The organism is Haloferax sulfurifontis ATCC BAA-897 (assembly GCF_000337835.1).
GTDB lineage: Archaea > Halobacteriota > Halobacteria > Halobacteriales > Haloferacaceae > Haloferax > Haloferax denitrificans.
Genome location: NZ_AOLM01000002.1, coordinates 74,544 through 98,120, shown reverse-complemented (window position 1 = coordinate 98,120; position 23,577 = coordinate 74,544). Strand labels below are relative to the sequence as shown.

25 protein-coding genes and 1 pseudogene are annotated in these 23,577 nt (G+C 67.6%); 14 read left to right on the top strand and 12 right to left on the bottom strand.

All coding sequences use genetic code 11. The features are described 5' to 3' along the window. Positions 1–64: 64 nt before the first annotated feature. From rqcH to C441_RS00515, 6 genes are all read left to right on the top strand, one after another. A complete protein-coding gene (rqcH, locus tag C441_RS00540) occupies positions 65–2,173 on the top strand; it encodes a ribosome rescue protein RqcH (protein ID WP_007273303.1) in 2,109 nt (702 codons plus the stop codon). A 180-nt stretch (positions 2,174–2,353) separates the two neighbouring features. After that, on the top strand, positions 2,354–3,061 hold the full coding sequence (locus tag C441_RS00535; protein WP_007273302.1) for a DUF4013 domain-containing protein: 708 nt from the start codon (positions 2,354–2,356) through the stop codon (positions 3,059–3,061). 64 nt (positions 3,062–3,125) lie between these two features. Continuing rightward, positions 3,126–3,821, top strand: a complete 696-nt coding sequence (locus C441_RS00530) for a DUF4013 domain-containing protein (RefSeq protein ID WP_007273301.1) — start codon at positions 3,126–3,128, stop codon at positions 3,819–3,821. Positions 3,822–3,928: 107 nt separating this feature from the next. After that, the gene (locus tag C441_RS00525; RefSeq protein ID WP_004969282.1) at positions 3,929–4,999 is read left to right on the top strand and encodes an mRNA surveillance protein pelota; all 1,071 of its coding nucleotides are present in this window, start codon (positions 3,929–3,931) and stop codon (positions 4,997–4,999) included. A 50-nt stretch (positions 5,000–5,049) separates the two neighbouring features. Further along, positions 5,050–5,484 carry a hypothetical protein gene (locus C441_RS00520; protein WP_007273300.1) on the top strand — a complete coding sequence of 145 codons (435 nt, stop codon included), beginning with the start codon at positions 5,050–5,052 and terminating at the stop codon, positions 5,482–5,484. A gap of 167 nt (positions 5,485–5,651) precedes the next feature. Further along, positions 5,652–6,203 carry a hypothetical protein gene (locus tag C441_RS00515; protein ID WP_007273299.1) on the top strand — a complete coding sequence of 184 codons (552 nt, stop codon included), beginning with the start codon at positions 5,652–5,654 and terminating at the stop codon, positions 6,201–6,203. Between the two features lie 102 nt (positions 6,204–6,305). On the opposite strand, the gene C441_RS00510 is transcribed toward C441_RS00515, so the two are convergent. Together C441_RS00510 and C441_RS00505 are read right to left on the bottom strand one after the other, a co-directional pair. Next, positions 6,306–7,304 (bottom strand): ornithine cyclodeaminase family protein, encoded by a 999-nt coding sequence (locus C441_RS00510; RefSeq protein WP_007273298.1) that lies wholly within the window; start codon positions 7,302–7,304, stop codon positions 6,306–6,308. A 72-nt stretch (positions 7,305–7,376) separates the two neighbouring features. Then, entirely contained in the window at positions 7,377–7,625 is a 249-nt protein-coding gene (locus C441_RS00505; RefSeq protein ID WP_007273297.1) for a hypothetical protein, read from the bottom strand. Positions 7,626–7,853: 228 nt separating this feature from the next. On the opposite strand from C441_RS00505, the pseudogene C441_RS00500 reads away from it, so the two are divergent. Further along, a pseudogene (locus C441_RS00500) lies at positions 7,854–9,223 on the top strand (MFS transporter). Between the two features lie 96 nt (positions 9,224–9,319). Here C441_RS00500 and C441_RS00495 read toward each other — a convergent pair. Then, positions 9,320–9,736 (bottom strand): DUF3054 domain-containing protein, encoded by a 417-nt coding sequence (locus tag C441_RS00495; RefSeq protein ID WP_007273296.1) that lies wholly within the window; start codon positions 9,734–9,736, stop codon positions 9,320–9,322. A 21-nt stretch (positions 9,737–9,757) separates the two neighbouring features. After that, a complete protein-coding gene (locus C441_RS00490; RefSeq protein WP_049920352.1) occupies positions 9,758–10,339 on the bottom strand; it encodes a class I SAM-dependent methyltransferase in 582 nt (193 codons plus the stop codon). Positions 10,340–10,397: 58 nt separating this feature from the next. Between C441_RS00490 and C441_RS00485 the strand changes: the two genes are divergently transcribed. The 3 genes from C441_RS00485 to C441_RS00475 all read left to right on the top strand — a co-directional run bounded on the left by C441_RS00485 (position 10,398) and on the right by C441_RS00475 (position 13,490). After that, entirely contained in the window at positions 10,398–11,018 is a 621-nt protein-coding gene (locus tag C441_RS00485) for a GNAT family N-acetyltransferase (protein WP_049920350.1), read from the top strand. 27 nt (positions 11,019–11,045) lie between these two features. Continuing rightward, a complete protein-coding gene (fen, locus tag C441_RS00480) occupies positions 11,046–12,026 on the top strand; it encodes a flap endonuclease-1 (RefSeq protein ID WP_007273293.1) in 981 nt (326 codons plus the stop codon). A gap of 66 nt (positions 12,027–12,092) precedes the next feature. Continuing rightward, the gene (locus tag C441_RS00475) at positions 12,093–13,490 is read left to right on the top strand and encodes a hypothetical protein (RefSeq protein WP_007273292.1); all 1,398 of its coding nucleotides are present in this window, start codon (positions 12,093–12,095) and stop codon (positions 13,488–13,490) included. Between the two features lie 60 nt (positions 13,491–13,550). On the opposite strand, the gene C441_RS00470 is transcribed toward C441_RS00475, so the two are convergent. Continuing rightward, a complete protein-coding gene (locus tag C441_RS00470; protein ID WP_007273291.1) occupies positions 13,551–14,903 on the bottom strand; it encodes a class-III pyridoxal-phosphate-dependent aminotransferase in 1,353 nt (450 codons plus the stop codon). Between the two features lie 221 nt (positions 14,904–15,124). Between C441_RS00470 and C441_RS00465 the strand changes: the two genes are divergently transcribed. Next, the gene (locus C441_RS00465; protein WP_007273290.1) at positions 15,125–16,393 is read left to right on the top strand and encodes an AI-2E family transporter; all 1,269 of its coding nucleotides are present in this window, start codon (positions 15,125–15,127) and stop codon (positions 16,391–16,393) included. Between the two features lie 15 nt (positions 16,394–16,408). On the opposite strand, the gene C441_RS00460 is transcribed toward C441_RS00465, so the two are convergent. Both C441_RS00460 and C441_RS19755 read right to left on the bottom strand, forming a co-directional pair. Continuing rightward, complete coding sequence (locus C441_RS00460) at positions 16,409–16,696, bottom strand: PadR family transcriptional regulator (protein ID WP_004044685.1); 288 nt, start codon at positions 16,694–16,696, stop codon at positions 16,409–16,411. A gap of 611 nt (positions 16,697–17,307) precedes the next feature. Beyond that, entirely contained in the window at positions 17,308–17,454 is a 147-nt protein-coding gene (locus C441_RS19755; RefSeq protein WP_004969297.1) for a hypothetical protein, read from the bottom strand. A 125-nt stretch (positions 17,455–17,579) separates the two neighbouring features. Between C441_RS19755 and C441_RS00455 the strand changes: the two genes are divergently transcribed. Next, on the top strand, positions 17,580–18,290 hold the full coding sequence (locus tag C441_RS00455) for a DUF7117 family protein (protein WP_007273289.1): 711 nt from the start codon (positions 17,580–17,582) through the stop codon (positions 18,288–18,290). Positions 18,291–18,349: 59 nt separating this feature from the next. Continuing rightward, on the top strand, positions 18,350–18,583 hold the full coding sequence (locus C441_RS00450; RefSeq protein ID WP_007273288.1) for a DUF7385 family protein: 234 nt from the start codon (positions 18,350–18,352) through the stop codon (positions 18,581–18,583). 28 nt (positions 18,584–18,611) lie between these two features. Here C441_RS00450 and C441_RS00445 read toward each other — a convergent pair whose 3' ends face one another. The 5 genes from C441_RS00445 to glyA form a co-directional block, all read right to left on the bottom strand. Further along, a complete protein-coding gene (locus C441_RS00445; protein ID WP_007273287.1) occupies positions 18,612–19,124 on the bottom strand; it encodes an NUDIX domain-containing protein in 513 nt (170 codons plus the stop codon). Between the two features lie 5 nt (positions 19,125–19,129). Continuing rightward, entirely contained in the window at positions 19,130–20,023 is an 894-nt protein-coding gene (folD, locus tag C441_RS00440) for a bifunctional methylenetetrahydrofolate dehydrogenase/methenyltetrahydrofolate cyclohydrolase FolD (RefSeq protein ID WP_007273286.1), read from the bottom strand. A 99-nt stretch (positions 20,024–20,122) separates the two neighbouring features. Next, complete coding sequence (locus tag C441_RS00435; protein ID WP_007273285.1) at positions 20,123–20,692, bottom strand: VIT1/CCC1 transporter family protein; 570 nt, start codon at positions 20,690–20,692, stop codon at positions 20,123–20,125. After that, a complete protein-coding gene (locus C441_RS00430; protein ID WP_007273284.1) occupies positions 20,692–20,991 on the bottom strand; it encodes a DUF211 domain-containing protein in 300 nt (99 codons plus the stop codon). Before C441_RS00430 ends, C441_RS00435 begins: the two co-directional genes overlap by 1 nt. A gap of 106 nt (positions 20,992–21,097) precedes the next feature. Further along, the gene (gene glyA, locus C441_RS00425; RefSeq protein ID WP_007273283.1) at positions 21,098–22,345 is read right to left on the bottom strand and encodes a serine hydroxymethyltransferase; all 1,248 of its coding nucleotides are present in this window, start codon (positions 22,343–22,345) and stop codon (positions 21,098–21,100) included. Positions 22,346–22,711: 366 nt separating this feature from the next. Here glyA and tbsP point away from each other — a divergent pair, with 366 nt between their 5' ends. Continuing rightward, complete coding sequence (gene tbsP, locus C441_RS00420) at positions 22,712–23,539, top strand: transcriptional regulator TbsP (RefSeq protein ID WP_049920349.1); 828 nt, start codon at positions 22,712–22,714, stop codon at positions 23,537–23,539. Positions 23,540–23,577: the final 38 nt, after the last annotated feature.

Genomic DNA, 23,577 nt, shown 5'->3' with positions numbered 1-23,577 from the left:
TTCGGACGGGCGTCGCATCCGCGGAAACGACACCCCTTTTCGTTCGCCGACAAAAAGCGAGTCCATGGACCCGAAGCGGGAACTCACGAGCGTCGACCTCGCGGCCCTCGTCACCGAGTTGAACCGGTACGAGGGCGCGAAGGTCGACAAGGCGTACCTCTACGGCGACGACCTGCTTCGCCTCAAGATGCGGGACTTCGACCGCGGTCGGCTCGAACTCCTCCTCGAAGTGGGCGAGATAAAGCGCGCGCATCTCGCCGCACAGGAGCACGTGCCGGACGCCCCCGGTCGGCCGCCGAACTTCGCGATGATGCTCAGAAACCGGCTCAACGGGGCCGACTTCGCGGGCGTCGAGCAGTACGAGTTCGACCGCATCCTCACGTTCACGTTCGAGCGGGGCGACGAGAACACGAAAATCGTCGTCGAACTGTTCGGGCAGGGCAACATCGCCGTGCTCGACGAGACGGGCGAAGTCGTCCGCAGTCTGGAGACGGTGCGACTCAAGTCGCGGACGGTCGCGCCGGGGTCGCAGTACGAGTACCCCGCCTCGCGGCTCGACCCCCTCACCGTCAGCCGCGACGCCCTCGGCCGGAACATGGAGCAGTCCGACACCGACGTGGTTCGGACGCTCGCCACGCAGTTGAACCTCGGCGGCCTCTACGCCGAAGAGCTGTGTACCCGCGCCGGCGTGGAGAAGACCCTCGACATCGCCGACGCCACCGACGACGACTACGACGCCATCTACGACGCCATCGTCGACCTCCGCGAGCAAGTGCGCTCCGGGGAGTTCGACCCGCGGCTCTACCTCGACGACGACGGCGAAGTCGTGGACGTGACGCCCTTCCCCCTGCGCGAACACCAGAACGCCGGGCTCGACGAGGAGGCCTACGACACGTTCAACGACGCGCTCGACGAGTACTTCTTCCGGCTCGACCTGACCGCCGACGAGCAGGAGGCGACCTCGGACCGCCCGAACTTCGAGGAGCAAATCGCCAAGCAACAGCGCATCATCGACCAGCAGGAGGGCGCAATCGAGGGCTTCGAGAAGCAGGCCCAAGACGAGCGCGAGCGCGCCGAACTGCTGTACGCCAACTACGACCTCGTCGACGACGTGCTGTCGACCGTCCGCGGCGCGCGTGAGGAGGGCGTCCCGTGGGACGACATCGGCGAGACGCTCGCGGAGGGTGCCGAACAGGGCATCCCCGAGGCCGAGGCCGTCACGAACGTCGACGGCGCGAACGGCACGGTCACCGTCGACCTCGACGACGCGACGGTCACCCTCGAGGTGTCGATGGGCGTCGAGAAGAACGCCGACCGCCTCTACACCGAGGCAAAGCGCATCGAGGAGAAAAAGGAGGGCGCGCTGGCGGCCATCGAGGACACCCGCGAGGAGTTGGCGGCCGTGAAGAAGCGCCGCGACGAGTGGGAGGCCGACGACGACGACGAGGACGAAGACGACGAGGACGAAGAGCCGGAGGAGACCGACTGGCTGGCGCTCGATTCGGTGCCCGTCAAGTCCACGGAACACTGGTTCGAGCGGTTCCGCTGGTTCCACACCTCCACCGGCTACCTCGTCGTCGGCGGCCGCAACGCCGACCAAAACGAGGAGTTGGTGAAGAAGTACATGAGCAAGCACGACCGCTTTTTCCACACGCAGGCCCACGGGGGGCCGGTCACGCTCCTGAAGGCGACGGGGCCGAGCGAGCCCGCGCAGGCGGTCGACTTCTCCGAGGAGACACTCCGGGAGGCCGCGCAGTTCGCCGTCTCGTACTCCTCCATCTGGAAGGAGGGCCGCTTCGCCGACGACGCCTACATGGTCGAACCCTCGCAGGTGTCGAAGACGCCCGAATCCGGCGAGTACATCGAAAAGGGGAGCTTCGTCATCCGCGGCGACCGCGAGTACTTCGAGGACGTGCCCGCGAAGGTCGCGGTCGGCATCCAGTGCGAAGACGAGACGCGCGTCATCGGCGGCCCGCCGTCGGCAATCGAGGCGCGCGCGGAGACGACGCTGACGCTCACGCCGGGGCAGTACGCCCAGAACGACGCCGCGAAGCTGTGCTACCGCCGGCTCCGCGAGCGGTTCGCCGACAAGTCGTTCGTCAGAAAAATCGCATCACCCGACCAGATTCAGGAGTTCCTCCCGCCGGGCGGGAGCGATATCGTCGACGAGTGAGCATCGCCGTCGTCGTCCGGTAGTCTGGCGTTAGAAAGCTTAATATTCAATTATTCGGGCGCGTCGGGTACAAGATTATATACTTTCTCGTCGTAATGTTGAATCGAGCGTGCGTGTCAACCCGCGGTTCTCACGCGGCCGAACGGCCGGTGGGTGGGTGGTGGCGCTCGGTGAAACATCATGATTTCAGAATCACTCAATTACCTTCGAAACGGCGAGGACTGGGTAAAGACGGTCCTCATCGGCGGCGTCCTCGGCCTGCTGAGCATCCTCATCGTCCCGACGTTCCTCGTCATCGGCTATCTCCTTCGGGTCGTCCGCGCGACGATGAAGGGCGACGAGCAACCGCCGGTGTTCGACGACTGGGGCGACATGGCGATAGACGGCGTGAAAGGCTTCGCCATCGCGTTCGTCTACGCGCTCGTCCCGGCCATCATCGCGGGCGTGTTCGGCTTCGCCGGCATCGTCGGCGCGGCGGCCGGCGGCTCCGACGCCGCGGGCGCGGTCGGCGGCATCGTGGCGCTCGTGGGCCTCCTGCTCGCGTTCGTCCTCGGCCTGTTCGCCGCGTACCTCATTCCGGCGGCGCTGTCGAACTACGCCGAGACCGACCGCATGGGCTCGGCGTTCGACTTCGGCACGCTCCGGCCCATCCTGACCTCGGGCAAGTACGCCACCGCGTGGCTCATGTCCTTCGCGGTGCTGTTCGCGTCGTCCATCGTGGTCGGCGTCCTGAACGTCATCCCGCTTCTCGGCTTCGTCGTCGGGGCGTTCGTGACGTTCTACGCGGCCGTCGCCGCCTACTACATCATCGGCAAGACGTGGGGCGAACTCCACGAGGTCGAGATGATGGACGAAGGCGAGACGCCGGGCGAACAGCCCGCCGTCTGAACTGTCAGCGAGAACTCGACTTTTCGACGGAATATCTAAGCCGATAGCGACGCGACACCACGGCATGCTCTCCGACGCGCTGTGGTTTCTCAAGCGAAGCGACGACTGGTTCGCAACGACGATTATCGGCGGGGTTCTCTCGTTGCTCTCCGTGCTGATACTCCCGGGGATTATCCTGCAGGGCTACTTCGTCAGGGCGATGCGGGCGGCCGCGAACGGCGAGCAGGCCGCTCCCTCGTTCACCGACTGGGGCGGGCTGTTCGTCGACGGCCTGAAACTGTTCGTGGTGACGTTCGTCTGGGCGTTAGTGGCCATCGTCCCGGCGATACTCCTCTCTGTCGTCATCGGTATCGGCACGTTCACCGTCTCCGAGGCGGCGACGGGGAGCGCGGCGGCTTCGTCCGCGGGCGGTCTCGGGCTCGGTATCGTCTCGCTCGTGCTCGGCCTCCTCGTGTTCGCGCTCGGTCTTCTCGCGGCCTACCTCGTTCCGGCCGCCGGGGCGAACTTCGCCATCGAGGGGACCCTTAGCGCCGGCTTCGACGTGCGCACCATCGTCTCGGGCGCGCTCACCGGCGAGTACGCCGTCGCGTGGTTGCTCGCGCTCGTCGTCGCGGTCGTGCTCGGCTTCATCGGCGGTCTTCTCTCGGCCATCGTCGTCGGTTTCTTCGTCCTGTTCTACGTGCAGGTGATGACGTACTACCTGTGGGCCCGCGGCTTCGCCGACGCCACCGGCAAGGGCCGGCAGTCGACCGGGTGGTGAGCGAAGCGAGACGCCGGGCGACGGCCGCGTTGCCACCGTCGACGCCGACCGCCGCCGGGTGACCGCGATAGCAGGACTCTTTTCCGTTCCCCGACGACCGGACGTGTATGCGCATTTCGAGCCGCGGTCGCGGCGAGGAGGGGCGCGAGCGAATCACGCTCGTCCCCGAGAACGTCGACGACCTCTGGCACCTCTCGTACGTCCTCGAACCGGGTGACCTCGTCTCCGGCGACACCACCCGCCGCATCCAGCGCGACGACGAGCAGATGCGGGACACCGGCGGCGAGCGCGAGCACCTCAACGTCACCATCGAGGTCGACGACGTGGAGTTCGCGCGGTTCGCCAACCGCCTCCGCGTCGGCGGCGTCATCGTCTCCTGTTCCCGCGAGGACCAACTCGGCCACCACCACACGCTCAACGTCGAGGAGCGCGCCGAGATAACCATCGAGAAGCACTTCAAGGCCGACCAGATAGACCGCATCGAGACGGCCGAACAGGCCGCAGAAAACCCCGACGTGGCCATCGCGACCGTCGAGGAGGGCGCGGCCTACATCCACACCGTCGCCCAGTACGGCACCGACGAGTACGCCTCGCTCACGAAGCCGACGGGGAAAGGCGAGTACGCCCGCCCGCGCTCGGAACTGTTCGACGAGCTCGGCTCCGCGCTGTCGCATCTCGACGTGGACGCCATCATCCTCGCCGGGCCGGGCTTCACGAAGAACGACGCGATGGACTACTTCGAGGACAACTTCCCCGCGGTCGCAGAAACCATCGTCACGACCGTCGACACCGCCGGCGTCGGCGACCGTGGCGTCCACGAGGTGCTGAAGCGCGGCGCGGTCGACGACGTGCAGAAACAGACCCGTATCGCCGAGGAGGCCAACCTCATCGACGAACTGATGGAGAACATCTCGACGGGCGCGAAGGCGGCCTACGGCGTCGAACAGGTCGCGGAGGCCGCGGACTTCGGCGCGGTCGAACACCTGCTTCTCCTCGACTCGCGGCTCCGCGCGGAGCGACAGGGCGACGGCGACTGGGACGTGGACGTGAACGACATCATCGACTCGGTCGAACAGAAGGGCGGCGAGGTCACCGTGTTCTCCGCGGAGTTCCAGCCCGGCGAGCAGTTGAAGAACCTCGGCGGCATCGCCGCGGTCCTCCGGTACCGCCTGCAGTAGCCGCGCCGCCGGAGAAACCGTTTAGCCGCCCGAAACCCACTTTAGTCGTGATGCGGAGGGGGCTCTCGGAGGCGACGAGGCGGGTCGACCGCTGGCTCGACCAGGTGTTTTTCGCCGCGTGGGAGGTGTCGGTACTGGCGATTCCGACGCTCTGGCTCCTGCTTTTCGCGACCCCGAGAGCCGCGGTGTCGCTGTCCGGTCTCACCGCGCTCGCGGCGAGCGCCGTCGCCGTCGGCACGTTCCGCGGCGGCTACGTCCGAACGGGGTCGTGGCCGCGGCCCGGCCACCTGCCGACGCTCCCGATTCGGTCGGCCTACTACAGCCTCGTCGTCGGCGGGACGGCCCTGCTCGGCGCGTTCGCGCAGACCGAACTGGGGACGTTCTGGCCGGGCGTCGTCGTCCCGGCGGTCGTCGGCGTCGGGGCGCTGGCGTTCGTCCCGGTCGTCCTCGTCGGGACCGAGCGGGTCGCGCGAGCGACGCTGTGACGCGATATCGGCAGTGGGGCGACATTCACACCAGATTTGGAAGAGACCCGGTACGGAGTGGTGTGAGATATCGAAAAACCGCTATCTGTTCTCTCGTCCCTCGTTCAGTCGAATCGCCGAACCGGGTGGAACCGCCCCCGACTCGCCGATTTCGAAGGACAACGACTATGACAAAGACAGCAACTCGCGACGGCCCGACCCGTCGCCGGTTCCTCCGAACGACCGGACTGCTCGCGGGCGGCCTCGCCCTCGGCGTCGGCGCGACTGGAACCGCCGTAGCGGGAGTCTCGGTCGCAAACGGGTGGTACGAAGAAGAAGAGATATACTACGTCGCTCACGGGGTGGAGGAGGGAGTGACGGAACGCGGAGAAAACGACATCTACCTCATCGGCGGCGACAGGACGTTACAGGCACAGGTCGTCGAGTTCGTCCCCGGAGAGTCCGGGTACTCGCCCCACTGGAACGTCAACCTCGTCAACACGGCGGCGGGGAAGACGGTGGCCGACATCGTCGCCTCGCCGCACGTCTCGGACCACTATCCCGAGGCGCTGTTCGACGACGTCGAAGACGTTCGGGCGGCGGCAGACGCTGGGCTGGTCACGATATCGAAACCCGGTGTCGTCGTCCTGTGCCCAATCGTTCCGGAACGCGTCGCAGACGCACCCGGAAACACCGAACTGCCGGAGGCGTTCCCCCGTCCGTGGCCGACGACGTTCTGAGCGAGCACGAACGCCGGTTACCGGCGGTTTTTCCGCGGCCGCGAAGCCGTGACGACCGCGTCGGCGAGCCGTCGCTCGCCAATCGAGACACCTCCGTCCGTTCTACTCCCCCGTGAGCGACTCGCTCGCCGGCGAGAAGTCGACGGTCGTCCCGAGTCCCTCGTCGCGCGCCTTCTCGTAGAGCATGTGCGCCGCCGCGACCGTCTCGATGCCCGTGCCGCCGCTGTCGAAGACGGTTATCTCCTCGTCGTCCTCGCGGCCGGCGGCGACGCCCGCGACGACCTCGCCGAGTTCGGCGTGGATGTGGTCTTCGTCCACGACGCCGGCCTCGACGGCGGCGAGGAACGATCCGGCGTCCATCGTGGCGCGCTCGCGGAGGTCGGGGACGTACGTCGCGCGCTCGATGGTCGTCTCGTCGAGTTCGCGCTTTTCGGGGTGGTACTGCCCCATCGCGGTGACGTGCGTGCCGGGTTCGAGCAGGTCGCCGTCGAACACCGGGTCCGTGGCGGTCGTGGCCGTGACGACGATGTCGGCGCCCTCGACGGCCGCGGCGCTGGAGGCGACGGCCGCGACGCTGGCGTCGAGCGTGCGGTCCATCTCGCCCGCGAACGACTCGCGGCTCTCCTTCGTCGGCGAGTAGACCCAGACGGTGTCGAGGTCGCGGACGGTCGCAACCGCACGGAGCTGGCCGCGGGCCTGCGCGCCGCTCCCGATGAGCGCGAGCGTCGAGGCGTCCTCGCGGGCGAGCGCGTCGACCGCGACGCCGCCCGCCGCCCCGGTCTTGAACGGGTTCATGCTCGCGCCGTCGAGGAGCGCCAGCGGTTCGCCGCTCTCGGCGTCGAAAAGCGGGGTCATGAACCACGCGTCCTCCGCGCCGAAGCCGGCGGAGTACATGTAGCCGCCCATCGCGCCCGTCTCGGGCAACACGGCCGCGTAGGAGGTGAGCATCCCCGGCGGCTCGCGGTTGAACAGCTTCGTTCGCGGCTCGGCCGGCGCGCCCTCGCCGCGCTGTCTGTAGCCCTCGCGGACGGCCTCGACGTACTCGGCCGGCGTCGCGAGTCCGCTAACCTCGTCGCTCGTGAGGAACAACGTCGCTGTCATGGTCGGAAAAACGAGACCTGCGGTCAAAACCCTGCGGGCCGGCGAACCGGCCGGGCGGGCGTGCGATGGGGATTAGTCGGCGTCGAGGACCGACGGAGAAGGGGCGTCAGCGGCGTTGGGACCGGCGTGTTCGTCGAAGCGGGACGGGGACGGCGACGAGGGCCCGTTCACGAAGAGCGCGTGGCCGGTGAGGAGCGCGGCCACGCCCGCGGCCATCGGCACTGCCGTGGTCAACTGCAACCCGGCGACGGTAAGCGTGCCGGTGATGCCGAGGAGTGCGAGCGGGATGAGTCCAAGAATGTAGTCGTAATATCCGGTCATAATATGTACCATACTACGGACGTAAGTGGTATAGTTCTTTCCCATAGATGACTGATATTCTCTTCGTGACCTTCCGATAACGTTCTCATAACTCATGAGTGAATAATCGACAGACTGCGTCGGGTTGACCGCCGACAGAGAACATCACAAATCCGATACTGTGGGTTGTGCCTCGGCTTCGAACAGTCGGCTCGGCGCGCGCGTCGCCTGCCGGAACTCCACACCGTTATGGGAGTCGGTACCGTGGCCGGAGACGTGAACCGCAACGACCGCTCCATCGTCGCGTTGGTGATGCTCGCCCACGGGATGGTCCACACGTACGAACTGTCCATCCCAATCTTCGTGGCCATCTGGCTCGGCGAGTTCGCCAGCATCGACCTCGGTCTCGCGTCGGTTCCCGTCACGACCGCCTCGCTGGGCGTGATGACCGGCCTCGGCTTCGCGCTGTTCGGACTCGGGGCGCTCCCCGGCGGCATCCTCGTCGACCGCGTCGGCTCCAAGCGCCTCATCGTGGCCTGTCTGCTCGGGATGGCCGGGTCGTTCGTCCTGCTCGCGCTGTCGCCGAACCTCGTCGTCGTCGCCCTCGCGCTCGTCGTCTGGGGTGCCGCGGCAAGCGTCTACCACCCCGCCGGACTCCGCCTCATCAGCACCGGCGTCGAGGAGCGCGGAACCGGCTTCGCCTACCACGGCATCGCCGGGAACCTCGGCATCGGCTTCGGTCCCTTCGTCACCGCGCTCCTCTTGCTGTTTTCGACTGGCACCTCGTCGCCGGCGTGCTCGCGCTCCCGGCGCTCGTGGCCGCCGCGCTCGCCACCCGCGCCAACTTCGAAGAACAGGCCGCGGTCGCCGCGGCCGACGGCGGTGAGGGGGCCGACACCGGCGACGACGGCGACACCGGCGGCGACGACAAGGCCGGCGCGGGCGTCTCCTCGTTCGCCGAGTTCGTCTCGCAGTCGAAGCACCTCTTCGCCGGCGGATTCGCGCTCGTCTTCGCGCTCGTGATGTTCTCGGGGCTCTACTACCGCGGCGTCACGACGTTCCTGCCGGACCTCCTCGGCACCGTCATCGGCATCGAGCCGATTCCGGTCTCCGAACTCCTGCCCGCCGCCCTCGCGTCCGGGTCGGCCGGGGGCGCGCCGACGCTCGACGTGGAGCTGTTCGTCTACGCCGGCCTCCTGACGGTCGGCGTCTTCGGACAGTACGTCGGCGGCAAACTCACCGACCGAATCAGGACTGAACGCGGCATCGTCGCCGGCTTCGGCGCGCTCGCCGTCATCGCCGTCGCCTTTCTCCCCGTGGCGAGTCTCGGCGTCGGCCCGCTCCTCGCCATCTGTGCGCTCCTCGGCTTCTTCCTGTTCATGGTTCAGCCGTTCTACCAAGCCACCGTCGCGGAGTACACGCCCGCCGGTCTGCGGGGCCTCTCGTACGGCTTTACCTACCTCGGCGTGTTCGGCGTCGGCGCGCTCGGCGGTGCCATCGCCGGCTACATCCTCACGGTCGCCGACTCGACGGCGCTGTTTTTCGTCCTCGCCGGGTTCGCGACGGCGGCGACGCTCCTCGGCGTGACGCTGTTGCGGCGGCGGCCGACGCCCGCCTGACTCCGGGACGGGCGGGGACGGCCGGCAGAAAATGCGGGTTCGGTTGATTCTTCGGTGCGGTTCGGGGGCCGGAACTCGGTGGTCGGCGTTCGACGCTCAGACGAGTTTGAAGTACAGCGTCCGCCAGACGCCGAGGACGACGGAGCCGAGCACCAGCATGACCGCGACGAACGTGAGTTCGACGCCGCCTTCGAAAAGCGGCGTCCAGCGAATCGCCATGCCGACGACGGTCGCCGCGAGCCACGAGCGAACGCCGAGCGGGACGGCCGACTTCGCCGACTCGGCCGCGCCCGGCGAGTACGCGCCCAAAAGCGGGGCGGTGACGAGCCATCCGATGAGGAACGGGACCGCGGTGAGCACCCAGCCGACCGGGTCGGCCGAGAGGTACGACACTCCGTTGTGCTGAATCACGCCGACGGTGACGAGGAGGAAGATGGCGAGCACGTCGCCCACGGCGATGGGTAACGCCCCGGCATCGAGTCGCTCCTCTAAGAACGACGTCGAGGTTGCCATAGGCGTGGATTCGTCGCCCCCCTAATGGCTCTCCCGCTTTTTTCCGACCACCGTGTACTCGAAGCCGCGTTCGACCACCCCGGCGTCGAACCCGACGCGTTCGAGAAAGCGCACGAGTTCGTCGGGCGTGGCGAACGCCGACCCGAAGCCGACGACGCGCTCGGCGGCGACCAACCCCCGCCCGAGGAGCGTGTCGGGGTCGAACTCGTTGACGGCGAACACCCCGCCGGGCGCGAGGACGCGGAAGACCTCCTCGGCGACGCCCCGCTGGTTGGGCATGTGGTGGAAGGCGTCCACGACGGTCACGGCGTCGAGGGAGTCGTCGGCGAAGGGGAGTTCTCGGGCGTCGCCGCGGACGCAGTCGAGGCCCCGCTGGCGCGCCCGGCGGAGCATCCCGGCCGAGCGGTCGAGGACGATTCGCTCGGGAACGTCGAGCGCGAGGGTCGCCCGCCCGGAGCCGCCGCCGATGTCGACGACGCGCTCGACCGGGCGGTCGGCGCGGCCGAGGGCGTCGGCGAGCGCGCCGGGGTCGGCGGGCGGCATCACGAGGTCGTAGACGGGTGCGAAGCGGTCGAAGAACCGAACGTCGCCTGCGCCGTGCATGGTCGGGTCCACGGCTCCGCCGGGGAAGGTTCTTGCGCGCGGCGGCCCCATCTCGGCCATGGAGTTCAACCTGCTCGGGTGGCCCGAAGACGGCCCGCGACTCCGCCTCGACTACCGGCGGTTCGCCTACGCGGGGAAGTTCGTCACCGCGGCGGCGGGCAAGACGGTGCTCCGCGACCCAGACGCGCCCCTCCCGCCCCTCGACGACGACCGCCCCGCGCCGACCGGCGGCCCCGACTCTTTGCCGCCCTTGGCCGAGGACGTGGTCGCCGCGGTCGCGTTCAACGAGGACCGGACCGACCCGACGACGCTCTGGCTTCGGTACGTCACGGTTCGGCGGGACCGCCGGGGCGACGGACTCGGTCCGGACCTGCTCCGCCGGACCTGCGAGGCCGCCGCCGACCGCGGCTACGAGACGGTCCGCATCGCCGCGAACAACCCCTTCGCCTACGAGGCGTGCCACAAGGCCGGATTCGGCTTCACGGGCCGCGAGACGGGCGTCGCCGAGTTGGTGTTGGAGCGCCCCGCCGACGCGCCCGCCGCGGTCTCCCGCGAGGCGTATCAGTCCGGCCTCGACCGCTACCGCGCCCGCGACCTCGGCGACCCGGAGCGGACGTTTCTCGCGGCGCGCGAGGGCGTGAGTCCCCCGGAAATCGACGGCGTTCACTCGGACGATTGAAACCCTCGGCCCCCGAAGGCCGAGCAAATGGGAAACGCAGACCTGCGGACGCTCGCCGCGCTCTCCGAGGTGTCGTTCGACGAGGTGGCCGGGAGCGTCGTCGCCGTCGACGCCCACAACTGGCTGTACCGCTATCTCACGACGACGGTCAAGTGGACGAGTTCGGAGAAGTACACGACGACCGAGGGCGAGGAGGTCGCCAACCTCGTCGGCATCGTCCAGGGACTCCCCAAGTTCTTCGAACACGACCTGACGCCCGTCTTCGTCTTCGACGGCGGCGTCACCGAGATGAAAGACGACGAGGTGGCCAAGCGCCGCGAACAGCGCGAGAAGGCCGAAGAACGCCTCGAAGCGGCTCGTGAGGCCGGCGACGCGGTCGAGGCCGCCCGGATGGAAGCCCGGACCCAGCGGCTCACCGAGACGATTCAGGACACCAGCCGCGAACTCCTCTCGCTTCTCGACGTGCCGGTGGTCGAAGCGCCCGCCGAGGGCGAGGCGCAGGCGTCCTACATGGCCCGCAAGGGCGACGCCGACTACGTGGGAAGCGAGGACTACGACACGCTCCTGTTCGGCGCGCCCTACACGCTCCGACAGCTCACGAGCAAGGGGAACCCCGAGCTGATGGACCTCGACGCGACGCTGGCGAAACACGACATCACCTACGAGCAACTCGTCGACATCGCCATGCTCTGCGGGACCGACTTCAACGAGGGCATCACGGGAATCGGCCCGAAGACGGCCGTGAAGGTGGTCACGGAACACGGCGACCTCTGGTCGGTCCTCGAAGCCCGCGGCGACACCATCCCCAACGCCGACCGGGTGCGCGAGTTCTTCTTGGACCCGCCGGTCACCGACGACTACGACTACGACACCGACATCGACCCCGACGTGGCCGCCGCCCGCGAGTTCGTCACCGAGACGTGGGAGGTCGACCCCGAGGAGGTCCGCCGCGGCTTCGAGCGCATCGAGGAGTCGGTCACGCAGACCGGCCTCGACCGCTGGACGTAGGCCGCGTTCGCCCCGAGCAGACAGTCCGCCGACACGTTTACACGGGCCGGTTCGGAACTCCGGCGTGTGTCCCCCGACGACGCTCCTCCCGTCGACGACTCTCCCTCGGACGCCCCTTCCACAGACAATTCTCGCCCCGACGACCGCTCTTCGCTCTCGCGTCGCCAACTGCTCGGCCTCGTCGGCGGCGCGGGCGCGGTCGGCGGTATCGGCTGGTTCAGGCCGACGTGGCTCCCCGACCCGATTACCGACTGGCTGACGACGGTGTATCCCAATCCGCCGGCACACGTATGGCGACCGGCGGTCTCCGACGCGCACGCCGACGAGGCGGTCGCCCGACTCGAACGGACCGTCGAGCGGGCGCAGACGCTCAAAGAGCGGGTCGACGTCGACTCGGTGCCGAGGGAACTGGAGTTCTCGCTCGACCACGGCGACCCCTCCGGCGGGTGGCTGGAGTCGGCCCGGTCGGCGTCCGACGCGCACGAGCGACTGCGGTACGCCACGGTCGGACTGTCCTTCGCGGGCGAAGCCGTCGGTGCCGCGAAGTTCGTCCTCGACGAGGCCGACCCGGAGCGACTGGCCGACCGCGGGAGGGCCATCCAGTCGAGCGCCGAAGCCGTCCTCGACTCCGTCGGCGACTACGCCGTCTCGGACCCCTCGCGAGACCTCGCGTATCTGTATTTCGTCGAGCGCGACCTCGCGTTCGCCCGGTTCGAGTCCCGGTACCGAAAGCGGTTCGACGGCGAGACGACGACCGCCGGCGACGACTTCACGGGCGGCGCGGTCGCGGACGCGCACGCGACCTACCTGCAGGCCGAACAGCGCCTCGCCAACGCGCGGTACTACCGCGACCGCTATCGCGCGGGCCTCGGCGACGAGGCGCGCTCGTACGCGGACGCGCTCGACTCGGCGCTGACGACGCTAACCGAGTCGATAGCGACGTTTCCAACGGCGAGCGAGGTGCGGGACCGACTCAGCGACGAGCACGACTCCGACCGACAGACGCCGTACGGCGCGGCGCGCTGGGAACTCCTCTCGATATGTTTCGACAGCGACTACCGGCTCAACTACGGCCCCGAGGGTCACCGACACGGCCACACCGTCCAGCGGGTCGTCGAGGCGGCCGTCGCCCTCCTCGGGCGGCGCGGCCGCGAGTTCGCCCTCGACGAACTCGGCGTCTCACCCGGCGACACCGGCTACGACTCGGGTCGGACGTTCCGAGCGAAGCGACGCGCAGTCCGTCGGTTCCGGTCGGTCAGAGACGAATACGACTCGCCGTTCGCGGGCGTGCTCGCGCAGGACGCGGCGAACCTGATTCACGCCGGCGAAGTCGCCATCGAGTTTGCCGACGGGACGTTCCCGATGTGGCGAAACCGCGTGGACGCGACGACGTACTACCTCGTCGGCGAGAGCGAGATGCGCGAACTCGGCGAGGTGTACGGGACGATTGTCGACGGCTCCTGACGGCGACGCGCGCAGTCGGTGAACGCGACGCCGAGACGACCGCTCGCGGCGGCTCCGCGACTACGACACGTCCCCGATGGCGTCCAATAGCATCGTCGCGCCGAGGTCGATTTCGCGGTCGGTCACGTCGAGCGGCGGGAGGATTCGAAGCACCTTGTAGCCGCACGAGAGGGTGAGCAGGCCGCGCTTGAGGGCGGCTTCCTGCACGGCGTCGCGGCGCGCTTTGGTGTCGAACTCGACGGCGAGAAGCAGGCCCTTGCCGCGCACGTCGACGACGGTGTCGGGCGCGTCGTCGCGCAGGCGCTCGATGAACTGCCGGCCGCGGGCGACGGCGTTGTCGAGCAGGTCGTACTCCTCGATTGCGTCGAGGGTGAACACGCCCTGCATCGAGGCGACGATGTCGCCCGCGCCCCACGTCGAGGAGAGCCGCGAGGGCTCGTCGGGGAATATCTCGTCGTTCGAGATGGTCGCGCCGACGCGGAGGCCCTTCGCGCCGGTGATGATGTCGGGTTCGATTGGGTAGTGGTCGGTGCCCCACAGCTCGCCGGTGCGGCCGACGCCGGTCTGAATCTCGTCGGCGATGAGCGTCAGGTCGTAGTCGTCGACGACGGCGGCGAGTTCCTCGGCGAAGGCGTCGGAGGGGAAGCGGTAGCCGCCCTCGCCCTGTATCGGTTCGACGATGACGTAGGCGACCTCGTCGGCGTCGATGTGGCCCTTTTTCGGATGGAGCTTCTGTCGGAGTTTGGAGACGGCGGAGTCGGCGTCGGGGAAGAAGCCGCAGGAACACGTCGCGGGCGAGCAGGTCCGGTCGTCGCAGAACGGCACGTCGAGGACGCCCGAAATCTCGGGGAACTTGCGGCGGTAGACGGACTTCGAGCGGTTGAGCGAGAGCGCGCCGAGAGTGCGGCCGTGGAACGCGCCCTCGAAAGTGACGCCGTACTTCGCGCCGTCGGCGTGGTCGTAGGCGATTTTGATGGCGTTCTCGACGGCCTCGGCGCCGGAGTTCGACAGGAACACCGTGTCCATCCCGTAGTGGCTCGTGAGGTCGGTCAGCCTGTCCATGAGCGCGGCGGGGCCGGGGAGCCGCTCCTCGCCGGGCGCGGAGCCGTCGCTGACGTAGAAGTCCTGTCCGGCGATTTTCGTCGGGTCGACGAGGTCGAACTCGGCCATGCGGTCCACGAGCTTCGGGTTGTTGTAGCCGAGCGGCGCGGCCGCGACGTGGCTCGTGAAATCGAGGAGGACGTTGCCGTCGACGTCGGTGCAGAAGGGGCCTTCCGACTCCGCGGTGATGTCCCAGACGAAGTCGTAGACGTACGTGCTCGGCGCGGCGTGCTCGTGGTGGTACGAAACCCACTCGCGCGCTTTCTCGCCGGGCATCGAATCGACGCGTGGCACCGCCGTCTCTCGGTCCATGCGACTCGGTACGGCGACACGTGAGTTAAGACGTTCGTTATTATTGATGTAATATCGGTCGCGGCGCGGCCGAGTCGGTCGGTTTCGTCGCGCGAAACGACGGCTTCGGCGGCGGGTCGTGACGGCGTCCCGTCGTGACCTGTCGCCCCCGCGATAGGCTTTTGACGCCTCCGCGTGCGTGATTGGGTATGGCTCTCCCTGACATTCAGCGCTCCCGCGCGATGTGGTGGTCGCTCGCGTTGGTCCTCGCGGGCGCGCTCACCTACGTCGTCTACTCTTTTATCGGGACGTTCGTCTTCGGTCTCTTCATCTACTACGCCACGCGGCCCATCTACCGGCGGATTCGTCGCCGGGTGAGGCCTCCGAGCCTCGCGGCCGCCGTGGCGCTTTTCGCCCTCGCGCTCCCCGTGCTCGGACTCGTCGTCTACGCCGCGACCATCGCGCTCCGCGAGTTCCTGCGCTACGCCGACCGGCTCTCGACCGACGAGGTGCCTATCGACCTCGAAGCCTACGGCATCGACCCGACGCTGTTGGAGGGAATCGCCAGCCCGCAGGCGCTGTTGGAGTACGACTTCCAGTCGGTGTTGACGCCCGAGGCGGTCGGCTCGGTGTTCGACTCGCTGAGCGTCGCCGCCAACACCTTCGCCTTCCTCGGCGTCGGGGCGATTCACCTGTTCGTCATGATTGCGTTCGCGTTCTACCTCCTCCGCGACGGCCACCGCCTGCGGCGGTGGGGCCAGTCAATGTTCGCTGACGACCACGGCATCCTCGAAGCCTACATGCGCGGCGTGGACCGCGACTTCAACAACATCTTCTTCGGCAACATCCTGAACGCCATCCTCACGGGCACCATCGGCGTCATCGCGTACTCGCTTTTGAACGTCCTCGCGCCGACGGGCGTCCGCATCCCCGCCCCGGCGCTCATCGGTCTGCTCGCGGGCGTGGCGAGCCTCATCCCCGTCGTCGGCATGAAGCTCGTCTACGTCCCCGTCGCGGGCTACATGGGAATCGAAGCGGCGATTGCGAACCCGCCCGGACTCTGGTTCGTCCTGCTTTTCGCCGCCGTCTCGTTCGTTATCGTGGACACGATTCCCGACCTCGTGCTCCGGCCGTACGTCTCCGGTCGGAGCCTCCACGTCGGGGCCGTGATGCTCGCGTACACGTTCGGTCCGCTACTTTTCGGCTGGTACGGCATCTTCCTCATGCCGATGATACTCGTGTTGTTCGTGAACTTCGCCCGACTCGTCCTGCCGGAGCTCCTGGCTGGAAAGCCGATTCGGCCGTACATGGTGGACCCGGCGCACTTGATCGACGGCCCGCCGGTCGAGGAGCTAACCGCTGACGAGGCGGACGACGCGACGCGAGAAACAGCCGAAACCGAACGGCCGTCGGAGGGCGAGTCGGACGCTTCGGAGACGTTTACCGACCGAGACGAGACCGGGTCAGGTCGAGACTCACGGTCGCCGTCCGACGCCGGCGTGGACGGGTAGCCCGAGTCGCCCCGGTCACGCCTCGAAGTCTTCGGGGACGTACTCCGCTTCCCACTCGTCGCGGGCCTTGATTTCGCGGCGACCGCGGCGGGTGAGCGTGTAGTAGTTGGTCCGGCGGTCGCGCTGTCCCTTGTCGACGAGGCCCTTCTCGACGAGCGTGTCGAGGTTGGGGTAGAGCCGCCCGTGGTGAATCTCCTTTTCGTAGTAGGCTTCGAGTTCTTCTTTGATAGCGAGTCCGTGCGGCTCTTCGAGACCAGCGATGACGTACAGCAGGTCTCGCTGGAATCCTGTCAGGTCGTACATCGGTAAATTCGACTCGTATGTTACTGTCTAATTCAGATAAACATATCGACCTCGGTCGACGATTTACCCTCGAAAACGCGCCAGTCCCCGGAATCTTCCGGCCACAGTTATGTTGACCAATTTACTAATTCATCGAACTGTCCGTTTCGAGGACTGGATATGTCCACGGCTGGACGACTCGAACGAATTACGGCAACTATGTTGTTAATTGTTATCTATGAACATGGTGCGGCTGTCGGAACCGGAACTCCGTGGGCGTCGAAGTAGCTCACAGCCCTCCTGTGTTGTTTTCGACAGATTCGGAGCGACGGGGCACCGCGCACGGACGGCGAGAGACGGACCGCTCGGTCTCGAGTCGTAGTTTCGCACAGAAGGAAAGCAAGCCGTGCCGGAAATCTCCGGCACGGCATGCCGCCCTGAATTGGTCCCCGCTGACGCTTCGGCCCTCCAAAGCGAAGCGTCACTATCGGCTACTGTTCGGTTTCACTTAAAGATAACGACGCGTGCCAAGCATTGACAACGCGGCTAACTGTCCGTCTGCGTGGCACGTACGGGTCGAATTCCGGATGCTCCCCGGATTCCGGTCCGCTGGGATATTTATATTGGATGACTCACATGTGTTCTTCTTCCAGTACCCAGCCGAGCGCCCGCTTGTAGTGCGTCATGAGCTTTCTGACGCCCTCGTGTCGCATCTCCTCGGAGTCGAGTTCGTCTCTCAGGAACTCGTACTGCTCTCGGACCTCGGATTCGCTTCGCATGCGTCGATGGTGGGTCGCCGGACGTATGTAGCCCGGCGGTCGCCTCGGGGGCACCGCTCTCTCCGGCGTCGGGCCTGCCGCTCCGGGTCGCCGTGCTTTTGCGCCGTCGGGACGAACCGCACAGCATGGAGATACGCGGCGAGCGCGAGTGCAAGGAGTGCGACCACCGATGGTCGTACTACGAGACGGGAAGCGTGTCGTGCCCGCAGTGCGGGAGCCTCCGGAGCGTCGGCGTCGGCGACAGGGAGCGCCACACCGCCATGCAGACCGACCTCGACCTCTCGGCGCACCGCGCCGCCGTCGGCGACGGGTCGATTCGGGACGCCGCGCCGGCGTTGAAATCCGACCTCCGCGACTACGTCCGGCAGACGGGCTACATCCGCGGGGGCGAACTGCTCCCGCTCGGTGACACCCCGCTCGCGGCCCACGAACTCCTCCACGCGGTCGACGTGGTCGCCCGGTCGAACCGCCCCACCGACGACGAACAGCTCTACGTCATCACCCTGCTCCGCCGCGCCGACGAGGGAGAGCGCCCCGACCCCGACGCCGTCCCGGACTCGATGGTCGACGCCCGCGGCCTCGCCTACGCCGAGGCCATCGACGCCTACTGCCGCGACCTCTCGACGTGGCTCGACGACAACCCGAACCCCGAGGGCAGGACGACGCTCGAAACCCTCTCGAACCACCGCAAGCGCGTCGAGGCGCTCGACGGAGCCGTCTCGCTTGCGGAGTCCGAGGCGCTCGTCGAGGCCGCCCGCGAGCTACACACCGCGGTCGTCGACGACGACCTCGACGCGCTCGCGTCGGCCCGCGACACGCTCGCGGCGCTGTTCTGAGGCCGCCCGACCACCGCGCTCACCGAACGTTTTTGCCTCGCGGCGACCCTTCGCCGACGATGACTGCCGGGTTCGACATCCACGAGGTGCGCCATCGGGTGAAACTGCTCCGCGACGACGGCGACACGATGCTCGTCGAGAACCGCGACGGCGTGGCCTGTCCGGCCTGCGGCGACGACTTCTCGCAACTGCTCATCTCCGACCGGGACGCGCACAGCTTCGACGTGGACGCCGGCACTCGATTCTGCGTCCGGCGAGACGGCGATCGACTGCTCGTGGCGACTCACGAGTGAGAAAAAAGCGGGTCGGACGCGCGGCCGGTCAGCGCCCGCGAAGGAACCGAATCAGCCCGCGGTCGAGCGTGTCCGCGGGGAGCGTCTCGAACCACGACACGTCGGCGATGGCCTCGTCTTCGAGGCCGGGGTCGTCGGTGAGGTCGCCCGCGACGGCTGTGTCGTAGATGGCGAAGTGGAACGTCGCGTGGTCGTCGCCGTGTGTGAACGTCTGTTCTGTGACGACCAGCAGTGACCCGACAGTCGCGTCGAGGCCAGTCTCTTCTCGCATCTCTCGGACAAGTGCCTCGGTCTTCGACTCACCGGCTTCGACCCCGCCACCGGGCAGGACCCACTTGCCGTCCTGGCGGACGAGGAGCACCGCCCCGTCCCGTTCGCAGAGGCCCGCGACGCCCCAGTCGAGGCCGTTTCGAATGCGGGACGCGAGGCGGTCGAACGTCTCGCTGTCGAGGTCACGGTGGTTTCGACGCCGGACGACGCCGTCGTTGTCGACGGTCCACTCGCCGTCAATGCCTGGTGGTGCACCCATCTGTCTCTCCATCCGATTCAGGGGAGGTCCACGTCGACGTCCTCGGCCTCGGCGGCGGCCTTCACGGTGTTCCAGAGGAGCATCGCGCGGGTCATCGGGCCGACGCCGCCGGGGACGGGCGTGATGGCGCTGGCCTTCTCCTTCGCGGAGTCGAACTCCACGTCGCCGACGAGTTCGTAGCCCTTCTCGTTGTCCGCGTCGACGCGGTTGACGCCCACGTCGATGACGACGACGCCCTCCGAGAGCATGTCGCCGGTGACGAGTTCGGGAACGCCCGCGGCGGCGACGACGATGTCGGCCTCGCGGGTCTTCGCGGCGAGGTCGTCCGTGCGCGAGTGGCAGACCGTGACCGTGGCGTTGCCGCCCTCGGCCTTCTGGATGAGCAGGTTCGCCATCGGCTTGCCGACGATGTCCGAGCGGCCGACGACGACCACGTCCGCGCCCTCGGTCTCCACGTCGGCGGCGGCGAGGAGCTTCTGGACGCCGTGGGGCGTACAGGGCTTGAAGCGGGCGTCGCCGGCGACGAGGCGGCCCACGTTCTCGGGGTGGAAGCCGTCGACGTCCTTGGCGGGGTCGATGCGGCGGAGGACCGTCCGGTCGTCGACGTGGTCGGGGACGGGCATCTGGACGAGGATGCCGTGGACCTCGTCGTCGTCGTTGAGGTCGTCGACGAGCGAGTACAGCTCGTCGGCGGGCGTCTCGGGGTCGAGCCCGTAGTCGAACGCCTCGATGCCGACCTCCTCGCAGTCGCGCTGTTTCATCGAGACGTACGTCTCGCTGGCGGGGTCGTCGCTCATCAGGACGGTCGCGAGACCCGGCTTCACGCCCGCCTCGTCGAGGGCGTCGATGGCGTCGGCCAACCCGTCTCGAATCTCCTCGGCGACGGCGTTGCCGTCGATGATGGTCGTCATTGTCTCAGACAGCGCGCCCAGCCCATTTCAAAGATTCGGATTCGTGCGTATTCTCGGCTGAGAATAGACCAAAATATACATGCATGTGCCTATACATTCTCACCCGAACAGCAGGTTCACGGCGGCCACCGCGACGCCCGCCAGCGCCATCCGCAGGCCGGCGACGTACCACCGCTGGTCCGATATCGACCCCATGTACGCGCCGAACGCAAAGAGGATGGCCGTCCCGAGGGCGACCGAGGCGAGCGTCGCCCACGTCATCGACAGGAGGGTGCCGACCGCGAGAAACGGGAGGAGCGGGATGACGATGCCGACGAGCGGGCCGAGCCCGCTGGCGACCGCGTTGATTCCCCGCGCCGCGACCTTGTCGCGTTCGACCGCGGTCCCGTCGAGGTCGGTCAGCATGGCGTCCTCGATGCGGCCCAGTTCGGCCCGCTTCTCGGCGCGCTCTATCTCCCAGACGCTCCAGACGCCGGAGGTGGTCAGCCCCACCGCCGCGCCGACGCCGATTTCGACGACCGTCACCCCGTCCGTGACGCCGGTGAGGTACGCGCCGATGACGAGACCGATGCAGGTCAGCGCGCCGTCGAAGCCGTTCGAGACGAAGTACCGACGGGAGATGGCGCGGACGCGGTCGTCACGCAGGAGCGAGGCGAGCCGAGCCGACATCACGACGGCGACGGGTCCTGCGGTTGAGTTCGGTACTCCACCAGCGTCTCGCCGGCGACGACTTCGTCCACCGAGTGGACTGTCCCGCCGAGGTCGCGGACGCGGCGCTCGACCTCGTCGGCGTCGACGGCCTCGCCCTCCACGACGAGTCTGAGGTTCTGCACCTCGCGGTCGGTTTCGAGGAGCGTCGCGTTCACGCCGGCCACGCCGGGCGCGTCGGCGACCTCGCGGGCGACCGCCACCGTCGAGGGGCTGTGCGGTTTCAACACGTCGAGAACGAGCCGACGAATCGGAGCCATGTCGGTCGACGATACGGCGGCGCGGCTAATAGTGTTACTCGGCAGAGGGGTTTGAAAAACCGAACGCGCCGGCCGCCGAACCGCGGCGGTCGCCCGCGGGCGTCGCCTACTCGTACAGCGGGTTGGCGTCGCAGAGTTCCTGCACGCGCTCGGAGACCTCCGCGAGCACGTCGTCGTCCTCGGGGGCGTCGACGACCTTCACGATGAGTTCGCCGACTTCGCGGATTTCGTCTTCGCCGAAGCCGCGGGTGGTGAGCCCGGGCGTGCCGGCGCGGATACCGCTCGGGTTGAACGCCGAGCGCGTCTCGCCGGGGACGGTGTTCGCGTTGAGGACGATACCCGTCGATTCGAGCGCCTCCTCGGCGGTGCCGCCGGTGAGGTCGGGGTGCGAGTCGCGGAGGTCGACGAGCACGAGGTGCGTGTCGGTGCCGCCGGAGACGACGCTGAGACCGTGGTCCTGGAACGTCTCCGCGAGGACCTTCGCGTTGTCGACGACCTGCTGGGCGTACTCCTCGAACTCGGGTTCGAGCGCCTCTTTGAATCCGACCGCCTTGCCGGCGATGTTGTGCATGAGGGGACCGCCCTGCGCGCCGGGGAAGACGGCGCTGTCGATGTCGGAGGCGTACTCCTCGTCGCACATGATGATGCCGCCGCGACCGGCGCGGATGGTCTTGTGTGTCGAGCCGGTGACGAAGTCGGCGACGCCGACCGGCGAGGGGTGGACGCCGGCGGCAACGAGGCCCGTGATGTGGGCGATGTCGGCGAGGTGGAGCGCGTCCACGTCGTCAGCGACCTCCTGAATCGTCTCCCACTCGACGGCCCGCGGGTACGCGGAGTAGCCGGAGACGATGATGTCCGGCTCGAACTCCGCGGCCTTCTCGGCGAGCTGGTCGTAGTCGATGTAGCCGCTTTCGGCGTCGACCTCGTACTGCTCGACGTCGTAGAGCTTGCCCGTGAAGTTCGCGGGGTGACCGTGGCTCAGGTGGCCGCCGTGGGTCAGGTCCAGCGAGAGGATCTTGTCGCCGGGGTCGAGCATGGCGAGGTAGACGCCCATGTTGGCCTGCGTGCCGGAGTGGGGTTGGACGTTGACGTGCTCTGCGCCCCAGAGTTCCTTCGCGCGCTCGACGGCGAGGTTCTCCACGTCGTCGGCGTACTCACAGCCAGCGTAGTAGCGCTTGCCGGGGTAGCCCTCGGCGTACTTGTTCGTCAGCGCGCTCCCCTGTGCTTCGAGGACCGCTTCGCTGACGTGGTTCTCCGAGGCGATCATCGCGAGCGTGTCGCGCTGGCGTTCGACCTCGCCGTCGAGGGCGTCTGCCACGGCGGGGTCGACGTCGCGGACGTGGCTGTAGTCCATACGTAGTATCCGGGCCAATTACGGCATAAATGTGTCCCATTTGGCTACGCCTGCCGGTGTTGTGTTGCACACCCGTGTATATTCTGTGGCGTGCTACCGTGAACAGATACACGAACGCGTGATGCCACCCGTCGCGGACGTGTCTCCGACCCGAGTCGACCGCTCGGGGCGACTCTCGCGGGCGACGACTCCTTCCCGACCGAGTCAGCCGGTTCGAATTCGATTTTCCCACTCTTCTCTTGGAGTAAAATTTCTGAAACGTATCGCTCAATTCGCTCGGTACAGCGTTGGTACAACTCGATTTCGAATACGTTCTGCCGGTCGTCTTGCGTTAATATTAAATATATTACTGGCGATATTCAAGCTATGGCTATTCGTTCTAATCTACTCGCTGAGGGGGTAGAAGACATCATCCAGTCCGTCCTCTCCTCGTCGGAAGACGAGGTGCTGGTCGCGAATCCGACCGCCGAAGTCATCGAGGGGCTCGTCGCCGTGGCGACCGACGTCGACGACGACCTCCCGGAAATCCGTCTCGTCGCCGACGAGGGCATCCTGAAAGACGTCCTCGACGACTTCATCGTCGCCTCGAACGCCGCGAACCTCGTCGCCGACGGCGCGCTCTCGATGCGGACCGCCGCCGACGAGGTCGAGAACACGCTGTTCGTCACGCCGAACTCGGTCGTCGCGCTCGTCGCCGCCGGGGGCAAGGTCGCCGGCCTCGTCACCGACGACGAGGCGTTCGTCGAGACGGCGTTCGAGGCCCATCAGACCCACTGGGAGAACGCGCCCGAGTTCAAGCTCCGGACCCCGCCGCTGTCGCGCGTCCGCGAGACGCTCGGCGAGGACATCGGCGAGGAGACGCTCGCCGACTTCGACGCCATGCTCGCCTCGCTGTCGTCGGCCCGCGGCGACGGCGACGGCCTCGACGAGGTGACCATCTCGCTTCTCGTCGCCGCCCGCAACGAGGTCCTCCTCTACGACATCTCGAAGTGGGGCGAGGACGTGGGCATCGCCAGCAAGGCGACGTTCTCCCGGACGAAGACGAAGCTCGAAGAACTCGGCCTCATCGATACCGAGAAAGTCCCCATCGACGTCGGCCGCCCGCGGCTCCGTCTGAAGCTCGGCGCGGACGAACTCGTCGCCGCCAGCGCGGACGAACTGGCCGACGAGGCCCAGAAACTGCTCGACGCGTAGCCGACCGCGTCCCCCTCGCTTTTTCCCTCCGCCTCCCC